The organism is Sphingobacterium sp. UBA5789 (genome assembly GCF_002418355.1).
Classification (GTDB): Bacteria; Bacteroidota; Bacteroidia; order Sphingobacteriales; family Sphingobacteriaceae; genus Sphingobacterium.
Map to the genome: position 1 here is coordinate 380,687 of NZ_DIDX01000004.1, position 16,117 is coordinate 396,803.

At 37.9% G+C, this 16,117-nt stretch carries 19 protein-coding genes; 10 read left to right on the top strand and 9 right to left on the bottom strand.

The window, feature by feature from the left end:
• Positions 1 to 2 precede the first annotated feature (2 nt).
• The 3 genes from blaSPI to B4B65_RS10870 all read right to left on the bottom strand — a co-directional run bounded on the left by blaSPI (position 3) and on the right by B4B65_RS10870 (position 3,208).
• Complete coding sequence (gene blaSPI, locus B4B65_RS10860) at positions 3 to 722, bottom strand: SPI family subclass B1 metallo-beta-lactamase (protein ID WP_293915651.1); 720 nt, start codon at positions 720 to 722, stop codon at positions 3 to 5.
• A 71-nt stretch (positions 723 to 793) separates the two neighbouring features.
• Positions 794 to 1,669, bottom strand: coding sequence for a carbon-nitrogen hydrolase (locus B4B65_RS10865; RefSeq protein ID WP_293915652.1), 876 nt, complete (start codon positions 1,667 to 1,669; stop codon positions 794 to 796).
• Between the two features lie 195 nt (positions 1,670 to 1,864).
• Entirely contained in the window at positions 1,865 to 3,208 is a 1,344-nt protein-coding gene (locus B4B65_RS10870) for a Gfo/Idh/MocA family protein (protein WP_201679066.1), read from the bottom strand.
• A 258-nt stretch (positions 3,209 to 3,466) separates the two neighbouring features.
• Between B4B65_RS10870 and B4B65_RS10875 the strand changes: the two genes are divergently transcribed.
• Positions 3,467 to 4,588, top strand: a complete 1,122-nt coding sequence (locus B4B65_RS10875; protein ID WP_201679067.1) for a phosphotransferase enzyme family protein — start codon at positions 3,467 to 3,469, stop codon at positions 4,586 to 4,588.
• A gap of 65 nt (positions 4,589 to 4,653) precedes the next feature.
• Positions 4,654 to 5,304, top strand: coding sequence for a carbohydrate-binding family 9-like protein (locus B4B65_RS10880; RefSeq protein WP_293915653.1), 651 nt, complete (start codon positions 4,654 to 4,656; stop codon positions 5,302 to 5,304).
• Between the two features lie 17 nt (positions 5,305 to 5,321).
• On the opposite strand, the gene B4B65_RS10885 is transcribed toward B4B65_RS10880, so the two are convergent.
• The gene (locus B4B65_RS10885) at positions 5,322 to 5,660 is read right to left on the bottom strand and encodes a DUF2853 family protein (protein ID WP_002995698.1); all 339 of its coding nucleotides are present in this window, start codon (positions 5,658 to 5,660) and stop codon (positions 5,322 to 5,324) included.
• A gap of 225 nt (positions 5,661 to 5,885) precedes the next feature.
• Here B4B65_RS10885 and B4B65_RS10890 point away from each other — a divergent pair, with 225 nt between their 5' ends.
• The 6 genes from B4B65_RS10890 (at position 5,886) to B4B65_RS10915 (ending at position 10,843) form a co-directional block, all read left to right on the top strand.
• The gene (locus B4B65_RS10890) at positions 5,886 to 6,134 is read left to right on the top strand and encodes a type B 50S ribosomal protein L31 (RefSeq protein ID WP_002995694.1); all 249 of its coding nucleotides are present in this window, start codon (positions 5,886 to 5,888) and stop codon (positions 6,132 to 6,134) included.
• An 80-nt stretch (positions 6,135 to 6,214) separates the two neighbouring features.
• Entirely contained in the window at positions 6,215 to 7,423 is a 1,209-nt protein-coding gene (locus B4B65_RS10895) for a putative sugar nucleotidyl transferase (protein ID WP_293915654.1), read from the top strand.
• A gap of 16 nt (positions 7,424 to 7,439) precedes the next feature.
• Positions 7,440 to 8,207: a triose-phosphate isomerase gene (gene tpiA, locus B4B65_RS10900; protein ID WP_293915655.1), complete on the top strand. Its 768-nt coding sequence runs from the start codon at positions 7,440 to 7,442 to the stop codon at positions 8,205 to 8,207.
• 6 nt (positions 8,208 to 8,213) lie between these two features.
• The gene (gene prmA / locus B4B65_RS10905; protein ID WP_293915656.1) at positions 8,214 to 9,053 is read left to right on the top strand and encodes a 50S ribosomal protein L11 methyltransferase; all 840 of its coding nucleotides are present in this window, start codon (positions 8,214 to 8,216) and stop codon (positions 9,051 to 9,053) included.
• A 6-nt stretch (positions 9,054 to 9,059) separates the two neighbouring features.
• Complete coding sequence (locus tag B4B65_RS10910; protein WP_293915657.1) at positions 9,060 to 10,430, top strand: UDP-N-acetylmuramate--L-alanine ligase; 1,371 nt, start codon at positions 9,060 to 9,062, stop codon at positions 10,428 to 10,430.
• 80 nt (positions 10,431 to 10,510) lie between these two features.
• Complete coding sequence (locus tag B4B65_RS10915) at positions 10,511 to 10,843, top strand: helix-turn-helix domain-containing protein (RefSeq protein ID WP_003002937.1); 333 nt, start codon at positions 10,511 to 10,513, stop codon at positions 10,841 to 10,843.
• Positions 10,844 to 10,963: 120 nt separating this feature from the next.
• Here B4B65_RS10915 and B4B65_RS10920 read toward each other — a convergent pair whose 3' ends face one another.
• From B4B65_RS10920 to B4B65_RS10935, 4 genes are all read right to left on the bottom strand, one after another.
• Positions 10,964 to 11,107 carry a hypothetical protein gene (locus B4B65_RS10920; protein ID WP_198137101.1) on the bottom strand — a complete coding sequence of 48 codons (144 nt, stop codon included), beginning with the start codon at positions 11,105 to 11,107 and terminating at the stop codon, positions 10,964 to 10,966.
• A gap of 196 nt (positions 11,108 to 11,303) precedes the next feature.
• Positions 11,304 to 11,864, bottom strand: a complete 561-nt coding sequence (gene scpB / locus B4B65_RS10925) for an SMC-Scp complex subunit ScpB (RefSeq protein WP_201679073.1) — start codon at positions 11,862 to 11,864, stop codon at positions 11,304 to 11,306.
• A gap of 15 nt (positions 11,865 to 11,879) precedes the next feature.
• On the bottom strand, positions 11,880 to 13,004 hold the full coding sequence (locus B4B65_RS10930) for a CofH family radical SAM protein (protein WP_293915658.1): 1,125 nt from the start codon (positions 13,002 to 13,004) through the stop codon (positions 11,880 to 11,882).
• An 88-nt stretch (positions 13,005 to 13,092) separates the two neighbouring features.
• Positions 13,093 to 14,277, bottom strand: a complete 1,185-nt coding sequence (locus B4B65_RS10935) for an MFS transporter (RefSeq protein WP_293915659.1) — start codon at positions 14,275 to 14,277, stop codon at positions 13,093 to 13,095.
• A gap of 159 nt (positions 14,278 to 14,436) precedes the next feature.
• Here B4B65_RS10935 and B4B65_RS10940 point away from each other — a divergent pair, with 159 nt between their 5' ends.
• Together B4B65_RS10940 and B4B65_RS10945 are read left to right on the top strand one after the other, a co-directional pair.
• Entirely contained in the window at positions 14,437 to 15,432 is a 996-nt protein-coding gene (locus B4B65_RS10940; RefSeq protein ID WP_293915660.1) for a helix-turn-helix transcriptional regulator, read from the top strand.
• Positions 15,404 to 15,817 carry a DUF6157 family protein gene (locus B4B65_RS10945; RefSeq protein WP_293915661.1) on the top strand — a complete coding sequence of 138 codons (414 nt, stop codon included), beginning with the start codon at positions 15,404 to 15,406 and terminating at the stop codon, positions 15,815 to 15,817. Before B4B65_RS10940 ends, B4B65_RS10945 begins: the two co-directional genes overlap by 29 nt.
• Positions 15,818 to 15,822: 5 nt before the next feature.
• Here B4B65_RS10945 and B4B65_RS10950 read toward each other — a convergent pair whose 3' ends face one another.
• Entirely contained in the window at positions 15,823 to 16,062 is a 240-nt protein-coding gene (locus B4B65_RS10950; RefSeq protein ID WP_002995669.1) for a hypothetical protein, read from the bottom strand.
• Positions 16,063 to 16,117: the final 55 nt, after the last annotated feature.

The window sequence follows — 16,117 nt, forward strand, 5'->3', positions numbered from 1 at the left end:
TTCTATTGTGTTAATAATTTAAGTGTATTTTCGAGATGACCCTGTTGTTTCCAACCGTCGTGTCCCGGTATAACCCAGTTAATCTTTTTATAAGTCTGTTGAATTTTACGGATGGTTTTTGGCCATTCATGGACATTTGCCTCACCTACAAATCCTAAATTTTTGGCTTCACTGCTTTTTATGAGACATCCGCCGTCCAATATTTTTTCTTTTGGAAACCATACTACTACGTTATCTGAAGTATGTCCCTCACCAAAATATTTGATTATGAATTCCTTTCCTCCGATATGAATAGTCTTGTCCAGCTCTGCAAGATGTGTCGCTTCCGGTTTATGATCGGCTTTCAGAATAGTATTAGTAGCTGCAGTAGCATATGTCGGTATTCCTTTTTTATTAAAAAAACCAAATCCTCCTGCTCTGTCTTCATGTGAATGTGTTGCATATACTGCAATAACTTCCTGCTGATGCCTGTTGCGTATAGAATCCAGTAACGGTTGGTACTGATCCGGATCCCAGGGTGTATCAAAGAGTATAACACCGTCTTTAGAAAGCATATACAGAGCGTTAGCCGATGTTTTTACGCCACTGTACTCTACATATGTGGTATATATATAGAAGTCTTTCGTCAACTTTTCAATCTTAAGGCCTGGTTCCTGACTAAATCCGGAATGAGCCATTGTAAGCAGTAATAGAATCAGAAGTATGGATTTGCTGAACCTCATTGTTCTGTGTGATTTAATAAATATGAATTTTACAGACTTCTGATTCAGAACAGAAGTCTGTAAAAGTAATGTTAGTCTTCGTCAATGAAGCGCTTTGTAATCGGTTGATAGGAGTCAATTCGTCTGTCACGAAGAAAAGGCCAGTGTTTACGGAAGTAGTCCGACTGATTGAGATCCAGTTCGACAACTTCTACTTCTTCCTGATCATGGGATGCCAGATAAAGCAATTTACCCTGAGCATTGGCCGCAAAGCTGCCTCCCCAGAATTTCATAGCACCATCCTGCTCAAAACCAACCCGGTTTACGCTAACTACAGGTACGCCATTCGCTACCGCATGTGAACGCTGGATTGTTTGCCATGCATTGTATTGGTCGGTGTTTGTCTCTTCATCCTGATCTGTAGCCCATCCGATAGCAGTAGGGTAAAATAAGATCTCTGCACCCATCAATGCTGTAATGCGGGATGCTTCAGGATACCACTGATCCCAACAGATAAGAATACCGATTTTTCCAAATTTGGTAGAAAAAACTTTATATCCCAGATCTCCGGGAGTAAAATAAAACTTTTCGTAGAATGCCGGATCATCCGGAATATGCATTTTGCGGTATTTACCTAAATAACTTCCATCGGCATCCAGGATGGCTGTTGTATTGTGGTAAAGCCCTTGTGTACGTTTTTCAAAAAGGGACGCAATAATAACCACACCTAATTCTTTAGCCACAACAGATAATGCATCCGTAGAAGGTCCCGGAATAGATTCTGCTAAATCAAAATTATCATAATCTTCAACATCACAGAAATAAAGGGATGTGAAAAGTTCTTGTAAACAAACGATTTGTGCGCCTTTAGCTGCAGCTTCTCTTACTTTAACAATAGCTTTGTCCAGGTTGGCCTGTTTGTCTTTTTCACAGGACATCTGTACAATTCCTACTTTAACTTTGCTCATTTCTATTTATCAAAATTGTTAAACATACAAAGATAGCAATATCGATCGGAATATAGGTGTTTGAAATTTTAATTAACTTGTTTACAGTCTCTTAACTTTATTGTGTTTGTGTACACTTTTAGAGTGTAAATCGCCTTAAACAAGAAAGGGTTCCNNTCAGGAACCCTTTCTTGTTTAAGATAAGGAGATAACGGTTTAGAAACCGCTATCATCCAACATAAAGGTATTCTTTTTGGTTTTCCATTTTCCACTTGTGAAATCCGGAAATTCCAATGTCTTATTTCCTGCTTTGATAGATTCTGTTGATAACGGGAATACTGCACTCATTGTTACAGAATCGTATACATCAATAGGAGTCTGGCGTTTTTGTTTTACAGCCTGTATAAATCCGTTAAATACAAACCAGTCCATACCTCCGTGACCGGATCCGTTTGCTACTTCTTCGTATTTTTTCCAGATTGGATGGTCGTATTTTTTTACCCAGTCTGCTGCAGGATCCCATGCATGAGGCTTAGATTGACCTTCGATGTGGATACCATTAGCTACATCCATCCAGATTCCTTTTGTACCTTGTACACGGAATCCTATAGAATAAGGTCTAGGCAAGTGTGTGTCATGTGTCAACAACATTGTTTCTCCATTTGCACACTGTAACATCGTTTGTGTGATGTCACCATTTTTATAATTCAATTTAGCATTTGGATGACCCGGAGACATTTTCTCTACGTAAGCAGCCAATCCTCTTGCTTTACTGGAATAAGAAGTGATATGTGTAAATCTGTTTCCGGCATTGATATCAGCAAAATGCATAATAGGGCCTAATCCGTGAGTAGGGTACAGGTCACCGTCTTGTTCTACATTATATTTGGTTCTCCATTGAGCTTCTGAAATAGCTTTAGGGCCAAATTCAACTCCTTTTCCATAATAGCTTTTGCCATCATTGAAGAGTACTTCTCTTAAATCGTGCTGATAACCACCTTCTAAGTGCAGAATCTCACCGAAAAGACCTTGACGGTGCATATTTAATACTGCTAATACATCACGACGATAAGCCACATTTTCTAATGTCATATAAGGCTTTCCAGTCTGCTCAGACGCTTTTACAACATCCCAGTGATCTTTTACAGTCAGACCGGCTATTACCTCACAACCTACATACAGACCTGCTTTCATCGCATCTATAGCCTGGTTTTTGTGGAATTCCCATGGAGTCGCAATAATAACAGCATCCAGCTTTTCGTTATCCAGCATTTTTTTGTAGGCATCAATTGTTCCTGTGTATTCTTTAGGAAGTTTTGCACCTTTCTTGTCAAATTGCTTGCGACATTGTGTCAACGACTCTTCTTGTGTATCACAAATAGCGACTATCTCTACATCATCTCTATTTAAAGCAATCGCTACATGGTTACGTCCTCTCAGACCTACACCAATAAAAGCTAGTCTTACTTTACCATCCTGAGCAAATAAATCTGTGCTTGACATGATCCCTAAACCAGCTGAGGCAGCAGCTGTAGTTCTAATAAAATTTCTTCTATCCATAACTGTTTGTTAACCGATTAAAGTTTGATATCTTAATTTAATCGAATTTATAATGTGTCAAGGGCGTATTTAAAAGGTTTATAACCACTTCACTCAACAAATATATATATTGATTTCTAAAAACTTTTGTGCAATCGTTTGTTCAATTTCTTAAATTTTATGCAAACGATTGAGTTTAAATTTTTTTATTATTTAGATAATTTATATTGATATTAGCCAAACTAATCAATAATAAACTGCTCATTTTTAATAAACATTATGTCAGATTTGAATTCTGTTAACATAGATAGAAACTTATATATAGCCAATCAATTCGCAATAGACGGAGAAGTATTAGATGTAGCGCCATTTGGGTCCGGGCATATCAATGATACCTTTAAAGTTGTGACTACATCTACAACGAAGTATTTGTTACAGCGCATAAATCATCATATTTTTCAGGATGTAGATGGATTGATGGAGAATATCCGGCTGGTCATAGAACGGTTAAAAGAAGATTATAGAAGTAAAGGACTGGAGAAGTCTGAAATTGATAAAAGAGTACTTACGTTGATCCCTACACGAAATGGCCTGGCTTATTATAACGATGAGGAAGGAGATTACTGGCGTATGTTTATTCTGTTAGATCATACGAAGAGTTATGACGTGGTCGAAACAACAGTGCAGGCTTATGAAGGAGGAAAGGCATTCGGTCATTTTCAAAAACAACTCTCTGATCTGGATGCCAACAAGTTAGTGGAAATACTTCCCAATTTCCATAATGTAGAATTCAGACTTACCAATCTCCGGAATGCGATTTCTTCAGATCAGGTCTCCCGAGTTGGAGAAGTACAGGATTTATTAGATTATATCTTTTCACTGGAAGATAGAATGAAAACTATTCTGGACTGGGGAAAAGCAAATAAATTGCCTCTGCGGATTACTCATAATGACACAAAATTCAATAACGTATTGTTAGATCAGGATGATCAGGCACAATGTGTTATTGATCTGGATACCGTAATGCCCGGCTTTGTAGCCTATGATTTTGGTGATGCCATCCGCACAATTATCAATTCGGGAGCAGAAGATGAAGAAGATCTGAGTAGAGTAACCCTTAATATTCCGCTTTTTGAAGCTTATGCAAATGGATATATGAGTGAAGCAAAGGTCTTTTTAACAGACTATGAAAAGAATTCCTTATTACCGGGAGTATTTTTATTGCCTTATATGCAGGCCGTTCGTTTCCTGACTGATTATCTGGAAGGAGATCATTATTACAAGATTCATTACACAGAGCATAATCTGGTTCGCACGAAATCACAACTTAAACTGGTTAAAGAACTGGAACTGCACGAGGATAAATTAAAAGAAATCTTATCAAGTGCTGTTAATGCCTAAAAAAATAGTAAATTAGAACCCTAAGCATAACAACTACTGTTATGCTTTTTTAATTTTATGACCCAATGAAAAAACTTACAGTAAAATATGTAGAGCAAAAGCAGACCAATACTTACTCAGGCCTGCAGGAAATATTTAAAGACGCTACTGTTCACCCGATTGCTGAGGCAACGTGGAATAAGGACTATCCTAATCAACCCCAAGTACACTTTCAGATCGTCTATACTTCCGAATCTATATTTATTCATTATAAGGTTAGAGAAGATTATATCAAGGCCCAGTATATTCGTCCCAATGAAGCTGTTTGGGAAGACAGTTGTGTAGAGTTTTTTATCTCATTTGACCAAAAGGTTCACTATTATAATATAGAAATGAATCCGCTCGGTACGGGACTTGTCGGTTATGGTACAGCTGATAAAGATTCCCGAAACAGATTGACGGCAGAGCAGATACAGCAGATTAATACCTATACAGAGGTAAGTAGTATAAAAGGGCAAAAGCTATGGAATACTATTCTGGAAATTCCATTTACATTGTTTACTTCAGCCGGAACTTTGGCGTCAGCAGATTCACTGAAAGGAAAATCTGTACATGCAAATTTTTATAAATGTGGAGATGGTCTCCCAGCCCCACATTTTGTTTCCTGGAACCGTATTGATTTTCCAACTCCGAATTTTCATTTACCGGAATTTTTCGGAGAGATTAGCTTTGAATAAATACGGACTGAAGCAGCTTATTTGTAAAGAGATTCTTTTTTGAATTTTTTAGCAAGAAGTGCATAGACATGGACTCTGTACTTGTTTTTGTTAGATTTTCCGAGTTTTTCGATGACTTCTGAAATGGCTGCATCTAATTCCGGACTGTCTTTCAAGCCTAATTTTTTGATTAGAAAATTGTTCTTAAGTCTGGCTAATTCTTCTTTGTCTGATGCCGCTACTGTTTCTGCATCAGCTTTGTAAATGGATGGACCAAGGCCTTTTGCAACAGCATGAATCAGCGATTCGTCCAGTCCAAGATTTAGTTTTTTTGCTTCTGCAACATATGCAGCTACTTTTTCATCTAATTTACTCATAACGATTAAAAATTTAGTTGTGATAATCCGATACTTAATTTGCTATAGCAAACTGAATATCAAACATTGGAGAAGAGATAAATGTTTTAAGAAATTTATTTTTGCCGTTAGAGTAGGAAAGAAGTTTAAAATCTTTGATATTTGATGCGAAAATTGTTGCATTTAAAAAATACTATAATTATCTTTGCACCTCAATTGTTGAATATACGTAATCATAGATAAAAAATGAAAAAAGATTTGCATCCATCAAACTACAGATTAGTTGTTTTTAAAGACATGTCAAATGACTACGCTTTTATAACTAAATCTTGTGTAGATACAAAAGAAACAATCCAATGGGAAGACGGAAATGAGTATCCTTTGATTAAGTTAGAGATTTCTCACACTTCACACCCGTTTTATACAGGTAAAATGAAATTGGTTGATACAGCAGGACGTATTGACAAATTCCGTAGCCGTTACAACAAAAAGTAATTGTTGCTTTTACTTAAAAGAGTATTATATTAATCCCGGTAATCTTTATCGGGATTTTTTTGTGTACTTTTATATTTTCTATGGCTGTTGATATTATTCTATTTGATAGAGCTTCCTGGAGAGATCATCTCCTGCCTTTGGTATACACCAGGCCGGTTGGGGACTTGCATATCGGAATATTATCATTAGCAGATAAATGGAGTAAGATTTTCAACTGTAAGAGCAGTTATTATACTGAGCCGTATCTTGCTGTACGATTTCCGACTTTGATTACAACAGAAGAAGTTGTTGTTTTGAAAGCGAATGTCTGCCCTTCAGAAGCACTCATAGCTGCTATACATCAGTTAAGGGAGGGAGAAATCCTCTGTCATAAAGAAGAATGGGTTGCATTTCGGATTAAATCAACAGATATTGACAGCATATGGGCCAGGGATCACTTCGATAATTTGCGTGCTGTAGACTTCCTTTATGATATATCTTATATCCGGTATCCGGAAGATATATTCAGACACAATAGTGCACAACTTCAATTTGATTATGCATTATTGACGCAAGGAAGAAGCTCAGAGTCTTTGTCCGGTACAAATCAACTGATAGGAGACCGTATATTTATTGAAGAAGGAGTATTTGCAGAATGTTGCTCTTTCAATACAACTGAAGGGCCTATTTATCTGGCTAAAGGTGCTGAAATCAGCGAGGGAAGTCATTTGAGAGGGAATGTAGCGATCGGACAACAGGCAAGGGTTAAGATGGGTACCCGGATTTATGGAAATGTATCGATAGGTATTCACAGTACAGTAGGAGGCGAGCTTGGTACACTGGTAATGGGGGCGTATTCCGCCAAAGGTCATGACGGATATCTGGGCTGTGCTGTAATAGGGAATGGATGTAACCTCGGAGCTGGTACCAGTAATTCAAATCTGAAGAATAACTGGAAGCCTGTAAGCATATATGATTATGCGCTGGATAATAGCCGTCAGACTGGCCTCAGAAAGTGTGGGTTGATTATGGGAGATTATGCAATGAGTGGGATTAACACCTCCTTCAATACGGGTACAGTAGTAGGAGTGGGCGTTCAATATGCAAGACCGGGATATTCTCCTAAATTTATACCTGATTTTAGCTGGTGTACAGATAGCCTAACCGAAGAATATCGCTGGGATAAATTTGAGGAAATGCTCCGTGATATGAAAGTGATGAAAGCAGAACCCTATCATGATGATGAGGTGGATCTGCTAAAACATGTATATACGTTGACACAAAATAATAGATTAAAATATCAATTCTAAATAAAAATAAATTAACATGCGTAAAAAAATCGTAGCAGGAAATTGGAAAATGAATCTGGACTACCAAAGTGGAGTAAGTTTATTTTCTGAGATTGTAAATATGGTTAAAGATGAAGTGATCGGACAGCAGGAAGTAGTGGTTTGCAGCCCTGCGATCCACCTTTACAGTCTGGGTCAACTGGCTCATACAGCTGTAAATGTGTCTGTCGGTGCTCAAAATATTCATCAGGCAGAATCTGGCGCATATACAGGAGAGATTTCTGCTGCTCAGGTGAAATCTGTAGGTGCAGAATACGTTATTTTGGGACATTCTGAAAGAAGAGCTTATTTTGGCGAAACGGATGAGTTATTGGCAGAGAAAGTTAATATTGCTTTAAAACACGGGTTGAAACCTATCTTCTGTATCGGTGAAACTAAAGATGAACGTGAATCGGGTAAATTCTTTGATATTATAAAGACGCAGTTAGAAAAAGGACTTTTCCATTTGTCAGCAGAACAATTCGCACAGGTTGTATTGGCCTATGAGCCTGTATGGGCAATCGGAACAGGATTGACTGCCTCTCCAGAACAAGCACAAGAGGTACATGCTTTTATCCGTGAAACGCTGGCTAATCACTATGATCAGCAGCTTGCAGATAACACGACAATCCTTTACGGAGGAAGCTGCAACCCTTCAAATGCACCGGACTTATTCAGTCAGAAAGATATTGACGGTGGATTGATCGGTGGAGCTTCTTTAAAATCGAGAGATTTTACAGATATCGTTAAAGTATTCAATTCGTAATACAAGATGAAGTACAGCGAAGTAATCTTCACCTGTAATTCCGCAGAGGAATGGCAACAGGATCTTCTTATTGCTGAACTGGCTGAAATAGGCTTCGATACATTCGAAGATACTGAATCAGGATTTGCAGGATATATTCCTTCTGCAAATCTTGATCTCCAGCAACTGGAGACTGTTCTGCTGCATGCGCCTGAAGGATTAGATGTTCAGTATGTCATAAATGATCTGGAAGAACAAAACTGGAATAAACTATGGGAAAGCAACTTCAATCCCATAGTTGTAGATGATCAATGCTATGTACGTGCGACATTCCACGAACATAAGGAACAATATCCGTATGAAATCATTATAGATCCTAAAATGTCTTTTGGAACAGGTCATCATCAGACAACTTCCATGATGCTTTCCTTTATTCTGGAGAATGATTTTCAGGGAAAACAGGTTCTGGATATGGGATGTGGCACCGGAATTTTAGCTATACTTGCTTCATTTCGAGGGGCGACGCATGTTTTTGCTGTCGATTATGATCCCATTTGTATAGATAGCGTTGAAGAAAATAAAATATTGAATAACGTCAGTAATATTGAATCTCAAGTGGGTTCTTATGAAGTGCTGAAAGACCGTTTATTTGATACTATACTGGCTAATATCAATAGAAATATACTTTTAGAGCAATTTGAACAATATGCAGCTTCTTTAAAAGATAAAGGAGAATTGTATATTAGCGGCTTTTATGATGGTGAGGATTTGGCTATTTTGTCTGATAAGGCTAAACAACTGGGATTTTCATTTGTTATGAAGAAAGTGCTGGATGGTTGGTGTTCAGCAAAATTCACTAAAGCATAATTCATAATGCGTATTCATTTTATTGCAATAGGCGGGAGTATCATGCATAATCTGGCTATTTCATTAGCCAATCAGGGGCATCAGATCAGTGGTTCGGACGATCAGATAGTAGAGCCTTCCAGGACGCGTCTTTTGGAAGCGCATTTACTTCCCCTAGAGATAGGCTGGTTTCCGGAGAAGATCACCTCGGATATTGATGCTGTGATATTAGGGATGCATGCCGAAGCTGACAATCCTGAGTTGCTCAAAGCACAGGAACTGGATCTTAAGATTTATTCTTTCCCGGAATTTGTTTATGAACAAAGTAAACAGAAGACGCGTGTGGTGATCGCCGGATCATATGGTAAAACAACTATTACCAGTATGATTATGCATGTATTGAAAACCTTAGGACGCTCTTTTGATTACCTTGTAGGTGCTCAGTTGGAAGGCTTCGACAGACTGGTGAATCTCACTACGGATAATCCTGTCATTATTATCGAAGGCGATGAATATTATGCGTCAACATTAGATCACAGATCTAAATTTCACCTTTATCATCCGAATATTGCTTTAATAAGTAATGTAGAATGGGATAACTTTAAATCTGTTATTTCACAGGAAGACTATTATGATCAGTTTCGCATATTTATCGATACGATCGTATTAAAAGGAACTTTGGTGTACAACAAAGAGGATAAGGTCTTACAGTCTCTGGTAGGGGAGACAATGGTTTGTAAAATAAACAGACACGGATATAAATCTCCTGAGTACACCATCAATAAGGGTATAACTTATCTCCATTATGGTGATGAACAAATCCCACTTCAGGTGTTCGGGAAGCATAATTTATCCAATATCGCCGGAGCTTATACAGTATGTGAATGGCTAGGGGTCAAGAAACAGGAATTTTTTGAAGCTATTAAGAGCTTTAAAAGTTCTATCCGTTACCTGGAATTTGTGGCTGGGCAGGATGGCAGTGTAGTTTATCAGGATTTTGCACATACTCCGGCTAAATTGAGATGGAGCATTCATGCGGTTAAAGAACAGTTTCCTCAAAAAGAACTTGTTGCCGTCATTGAATTGAGCGCTTATGATAGTTTGAATAAGGAATTTTTAGCAAATTACAGGGGTGCAATGGATGAAGCTGATATCCCTGTGGTGTTTATCAATAAAGATTCCTTTAAAGAGAAAAATAAAAATATTGATCATTTAGAGCAAGATATCCGTGATTATTTTGGAAATAACTCCATCAAAGTTGTTTTGGATTTGTCGAATTTGAACTACTTTTTGGAAGATTTTAAGTCGAAGGGCTATAATCTTTTATTTATGAGTTCTGGCAATTACAGCGGGGTTAATATGGTTAGTTTTGCTGATAAATTTTTTAAAAATGATTAATTTGTGTATTTTTTTATCAAATGTTAATATTTTTTAACTAACTTTGGTTATACTATATAAAAAAACATCACAACACACCCATGAATGCATTAGGAAAAAAAATCAGATTACTTAGACACCAAAAAGGTTGGAGTCAAGAAGATGTAGCGAAAAGATTGGACATCTCAATCCCTGCTTTTTCTAAAATCGAAACTGGTATTACAGATGTAAATCTGTCAAGGTTGAACCAAATCTCTAAGCTTTTTAGTTTAAGTGTAGTTCAACTTTTGTCTACCTCAGATTCTGAAGAAGATAAGCAATATGCGAATGAGTTAGCCGATATGAGTAAAAAACTACAAGTAAGAGAAACGGAGGTCATTGAACTGCAAAAGAAAGTGATTGACCTTTATGAGCAATTACATAAAAAACTGTAAGCTTCTCTTACCATGAAAAAAAGAAGGTCGATGTATATCGACCTTTTTCTTTTTCTTTCTGAAGCTATCCGATTCTTTCTGGAAATTTGATGCTTAATAGGTAAAGAGTAATCTACTTAATTAGAAATCTTCATCCTCATCAAAATCATCAAACTCGCCAATTGAATCGATTTCATCAAGATTAAAATCTTCATCAAAGTCGTCATCTGAATCATCCTCAGGTCCGTTGAACGAAAGAATTACGTCATCTTCTAGAACTTCCATTGCTGTCTCTTGCATCATAGTCATGTCCCTTTTTTGCTTTGTTTATTGTTGTTTTTACACAGTAAAATTAGCTAACAAATTCATAACTAAAAACTTTTTTTTAAAATAATTTTAAAATTAATTTACTGAAAAAGAAGCTGTTGTGATTTGTCTGAAGAGCTGTGTAGGATTCAAAAGATTAGCATTGGAGAAAGTGCTATTCCGCAATTTCTCCAATGGTGTTTTCTTCATTGACAATGTCTTTCAGTTGAGGGAGATCCTTTGTACTGTTGATGCCAAAATGATTCATGAATTGGGTACTGGTACCATACAATAATGGTTTTCCGATGGTTTCGGATTTTCCGGTAATCTGGATGAGATTTTTTTCCAGCAAACGCTGAATAGAGTAATCGCAATTGACTCCTCTGATTTGTTCGACTTCTAATTTTGTGATGGGTTGACGATAGGCTATAATAGCTAAAGTTTCCAGAGCCGACTGACTTAATTTTTTCTTCTCTTTATGAGATTGCAACTGATTAACCGATTCATGATAAATGGGTTTGGTCAGAAACTGATAAGCGTTATTAATAAGTTTTAATTCGAGAATATAATCTTCTTGTTGATATTTTGTTTTGATACGATCAACCAGATCAGATATTTCATCCTTCGATATGCTGATAGCTAAAGCATCTTCCACCACTTGTTTTAACTCATTAAGTGTGATGCCTTCTTCAGAAGCAAATACAATAGCTTCTATATGGAGTAATACGTCCTTCACTATACTTTTTATTTTTTAATAATTGATTACCTGTTCTTCCATATGCTCAGGTAAATCTCTGAATTGGTAGGTCTGCGTTCTCAATTGAGGTTCAAAACCTGCTTCACGAATAGCATCCTGAATGGATTTGGAAGTAAAGCGGTGAGGAGCACCAGCTGCAGAAACTACATTTTCTTCAATCATAATAGAACCGAAATCATTCGCTCCGGCGTGAAGACACAATTCTGCAGTACGTTTACCGACAGTCAGCCAGGAAGCCTGTATATTTTTGATATTGGGAAGCATGATCCGGCTAAGTGCAATCATACGGATGTATTCTTCACCTGTCACATCATTTGTGATTCCCCTCAGTCGTTTCAGAAGAGTACCATCATCCTGAAAAGGCCATGGAATAAAGGCAATAAAGCCATATGCATCCTGAGGCTTTTCAGATTGAACTTCACGTATCCAAACCAAATGTTCAAAACGCTCTTCTATGGTTTCAATATGTCCAAACATCATAGTGGCAGATGTTGGCAGATTAAGCTGATGCGCGGCTCTCATGACATCCAGCCATTCTTTACCTCCGCACTTACCTTTAGAAATCAGCCTTCTGACACGGTCATTTAATATTTCAGCTCCGGCACCTGGTAGAGAATCCAGTCCGGATTCTTTGAGATGTCTCAGTACATCAATGTGAGTCATTCCTTCCAGTTTTGCAATATGTGCAATTTCGGGAGGACCCAACGAATGAAGTTTCAGCGTCGGATATAATTCTTTAAGTTTTTTAAAAATGTCAGCATAGAAAGCCAGACCTAGGTCAGGATGGTGGCCTCCCTGTAATAAGAGTTGATCACCTCCGTATTTGAAGGTTTCCTCTATCTTTTGCTTATAGGTTTCTATATCTGTGATGTAGCTTTCGTCATGTCCCGGTCGTCTGAAAAAATTACAAAATTTGCAATTGGCAATACAGACATTAGTTGTGTTGACATTACGGTCTATCTGCCAGGTCACTTTCCCATGCGGAACCTGTACTTTGCGGCATTCATTAGCTACGTAAGTCAGGTCTGCAGTAGCAGCATGATGATATAAATAGATGCCTTCTTCCCTGGAAAGGAATTCAAAATTTAAGGCACGTTCTAATAAACTGTTAATATTCATGTCTTACAAAGATACGTACCTTTTACTTAAAATAGGGCGTATGTGTTAAGTTTTATAAACGGAAAATCTCAGTAGAAAATCCCATCTGTCAGGCGATAATCTCGCTTTTTTCAACAGTGGTTTTTTTCTTTAAAACATAGGTTTTCAGGAATACGAATGTCAGTAAAGCTCCTATACTGGCCATCCCTGCACCAACAAGAGAAGGATAATTATAAGCTAATCCCATTGTAATCGGAATAGCGCCGAAAAATGCTCCGAAAGTGTTTCCTATATTAAAAGCTGCCTGTCCGGCTGCAGCGGCAAAAGTCTCTGCTCCTTTAGCATTATTGATAAGCATCATTTGCAGACATGGTCCTATTGTAAAAGATATCATACCGGTAATAAAGGCCATGACATATGCGAGCCAGTCTATATGGGAAACAAAGAACAGGATAACGAGGCAGACGGCCATAGCTGCAAAACTGGCCATGGAGGCTTTGGTTGGCAAGATACTGTCGGCCAGTTTTCCTCCAAGCAGATTTCCGAAAAACATTCCCAGACCTACTAATACCATAATGTAGGGAACTCGGTCCGGGTCAAGTCCGGATACTTTTGTCACCAAAGGTGCAATGTAGCTGATCCATGCAAATAAACCTCCTGTACCGATAGAGATAATCGCAATAATGAGCCAGGAGTACCATTTTTTGAAATACGATATCTGACTGAGTATATTGCTGTCTTTATTTGCTTTAAGCCTTGGCAGCCACATGCTCAGCGTCAGAAAAGTCAATAAACCAAGACTACTGATAATGGCATAGGTTATCCGCCATGAAAAATGATGCCCTATGTATGTACCAATAGGTACACCGGCCAGATTAGCGATAGTCATTCCTGTAAACATCACAGATATAGCTTGTGCTTCCTTTCCTTTTTTTGCCAGATTAGCTGCGACTACCGAACCTACTCCAAAAAATGCTCCATGTGGCAGTCCGGATATAAACCGGGTCAGCAACAGTGTGTTGTAATCCGGAGAGATCGCAAACAGACCGTTGAAAATAAAGAACAACAGCATTAAAAATAATAATACACTCTTTGGAGAATACTTAGAACTGAAAGCCACTAATGTAGGAGCGCCTACCACTACGCCTAAGGCATAGAAAGCAATAAGATTAGCAGCTACAGGTATGTCTATTTTCAGATCTTTAGCTATATCAGGCAGGATTCCCATCATCGTAAATTCTGTCATCCCGATTGCCAGACCACCGAATGCTAAAGCTATAAGTCCTTTGTTCATTTTATATCGTAATCATGTGAGGGGGCAAAGGTACACTCCTTCAGGATGTTTTTTGTCATAAATTTATTGAAATATTGTTTAAACACTAAATTGTATTTCTGTATAAGGCTGAAAAAATAGATTGTTCATTATATAAAAAGCCTTAACTTTAGACGTTGTATGAATGATGATTCGCCTAAAAAATTTGACCGTACGGTTGCCATCCTGATTCAGTTGCAATCTAAAAGAGTTGTAAAGGCACAGGAGCTTGCGGACCGCTTTAATGTGAGTTTACGAACGATCTATCGTGACATCAGAACATTGGAAGCCTCCGGGGTGCCTATTTTTGGAGAAGCCGGCACAGGATATTCTTTGATGGAAGGTTATCGTCTTCCACCGATTATGTTTACCCGAGAAGAGGCGACCAGTTTTGTGGCAGCAGAAAAATTAATGCAGCAATATGTAGATCAGGGTATACAGGAGCATTTTTCGTCAGCAATAATCAAAATAAAGGCAGTACTCAAGTCCATGGAAAAGGATCTGCTATCTAATCTGGAATCTCAGGTGCTGATACAATCCAATAACAAAAATCTGAATACATTAGTACCCAATGCATTGTCGGTGCTTTTTGAAAGCATCTCACGAAAGAAAAAGGTCAGAATGCATTATCAGACTATTGAAAACGAACATCCGGAAACCAGAGTTATAGAGCCTGTGGGTATATTCCATGAGAATAAATTCTGGTATATGATTGCCTATTGTTATCTCCGCAAGGCGTACAGACAATTCAGAACAGATCGTATTCAGCGATTAGAAGCTTTGGAGGATGCATTTGATATAGAGCATCCTGCTATTAGCGAGTTTTTGCATAAAAGACAGGATGTGGAAAAGCGGAAAGTTGTCATTTTAATGGATGCAAAGATTGCTAAATATTTAGTCTGGCAGCGAGATGCTTACGGCTTTATATCCGAAGAAAGAGTAGAAGGAGGAAAGGTAAGACTGACTTTTATGACAGCTTATATGTGTGAAGATTTTGCCCGATGGTTTATGATGTTTGCAGACGTAGCCGAGATTGAAGAACCTCCCGAATTAAAAGTTAGAGTACATGAACTAACCTTTAAAGCAATGGAAAACCTGACGCAGCTCAATGAAAACATACACAACGAATTACTTTAACACTTTTATCGAGGCAGCCGAAGATTGCCCGGTCAAAAGCGGCACAATTCCTTCGCAAAGAGGAAATAAACCAACTGTTGCTCAGCAGCAACTTGATCTAATTCGCACCCATCCTTACACCTATACTTCCGATGATGTACTTTACTGGTTATATGCAGATAAAAATGGCTTTGAAAGGAATGATTTTTCTGCGAGAACAGATTTTTTCAGCAAAGGGCAGGCATGTATGCGTGCTTCCCCATTGGCAAAAGTCTTTGGATGGGGTATACATTTTGATGAATCTGGAAAAATGGCAGTATACGGAATAGAAACACAAGCTTACAAAGAACTGTCAGAGGATATTGCATTACAGCATACACGTGCTATGCGGAGTAAAAGGGCTTAACCTGGTTATTTGAGGAGCATTACCTCTTTTATCTGAATAATTTCTTTCAGCAAAGGTTTTTTACCATCGGCCAGTAAAGGTTCATGCAGAGGAGAGGGAACAAATAACTTGAAATTCTTACGGTCTACTTTCACATTAAATATGCATCCGTGCGTGATATGCTTATCATCTACCACCAGAGAAAGATCGGTCACTACCTGAGAAGCGAGTCCTGCCTGATTGATCAGCTTTAAGAATTGTTCCATGATTTTTTTACAAACATAAGTTTTTTCAATAATATTTTAGGGCTAATTTTGCTTA

What these genes read in the sequence shown, in the direction of transcription:
- blaSPI (WP_293915651.1), bottom strand. Translation starts at nt 722, where the DNA reads ATGAGGTTCAGCAAATCCATACTTCTGATTCTATTACTGCTTACAATG.
- B4B65_RS10865 (WP_293915652.1), bottom strand. Translation starts at nt 1,669, where the DNA reads ATGAGCAAAGTTAAAGTAGGAATTGTACAGATGTCCTGTGAAAAAGAC.
- B4B65_RS10870 (WP_201679066.1), bottom strand. Translation starts at nt 3,208, where the DNA reads ATGGATAGAAGAAATTTTATTAGAACTACAGCTGCTGCCTCAGCTGGT.
- B4B65_RS10875 (WP_201679067.1), top strand. Translation starts at nt 3,467, where the DNA reads ATGTCAGATTTGAATTCTGTTAACATAGATAGAAACTTATATATAGCC.
- B4B65_RS10880 (WP_293915653.1), top strand. Translation starts at nt 4,654, where the DNA reads ATGAAAAAACTTACAGTAAAATATGTAGAGCAAAAGCAGACCAATACT.
- B4B65_RS10885 (WP_002995698.1), bottom strand. Translation starts at nt 5,660, where the DNA reads ATGAGTAAATTAGATGAAAAAGTAGCTGCATATGTTGCAGAAGCAAAA.
- B4B65_RS10890 (WP_002995694.1), top strand. Translation starts at nt 5,886, where the DNA reads ATGAAAAAAGATTTGCATCCATCAAACTACAGATTAGTTGTTTTTAAA.
- B4B65_RS10895 (WP_293915654.1), top strand. Translation starts at nt 6,215, where the DNA reads ATGGCTGTTGATATTATTCTATTTGATAGAGCTTCCTGGAGAGATCAT.
- tpiA (WP_293915655.1), top strand. Translation starts at nt 7,440, where the DNA reads ATGCGTAAAAAAATCGTAGCAGGAAATTGGAAAATGAATCTGGACTAC.
- prmA (WP_293915656.1), top strand. Translation starts at nt 8,214, where the DNA reads ATGAAGTACAGCGAAGTAATCTTCACCTGTAATTCCGCAGAGGAATGG.
- B4B65_RS10910 (WP_293915657.1), top strand. Translation starts at nt 9,060, where the DNA reads ATGCGTATTCATTTTATTGCAATAGGCGGGAGTATCATGCATAATCTG.
- B4B65_RS10915 (WP_003002937.1), top strand. Translation starts at nt 10,511, where the DNA reads ATGAATGCATTAGGAAAAAAAATCAGATTACTTAGACACCAAAAAGGT.
- B4B65_RS10920 (WP_198137101.1), bottom strand. Translation starts at nt 11,107, where the DNA reads ATGGAAGTTCTAGAAGATGACGTAATTCTTTCGTTCAACGGACCTGAG.
- B4B65_RS10930 (WP_293915658.1), bottom strand. Translation starts at nt 13,004, where the DNA reads ATGAATATTAACAGTTTATTAGAACGTGCCTTAAATTTTGAATTCCTT.
- B4B65_RS10935 (WP_293915659.1), bottom strand. Translation starts at nt 14,277, where the DNA reads ATGAACAAAGGACTTATAGCTTTAGCATTCGGTGGTCTGGCAATCGGG.
- B4B65_RS10940 (WP_293915660.1), top strand. Translation starts at nt 14,437, where the DNA reads ATGAATGATGATTCGCCTAAAAAATTTGACCGTACGGTTGCCATCCTG.
- B4B65_RS10945 (WP_293915661.1), top strand. Translation starts at nt 15,404, where the DNA reads ATGAAAACATACACAACGAATTACTTTAACACTTTTATCGAGGCAGCC.
- B4B65_RS10950 (WP_002995669.1), bottom strand. Translation starts at nt 16,062, where the DNA reads ATGGAACAATTCTTAAAGCTGATCAATCAGGCAGGACTCGCTTCTCAG.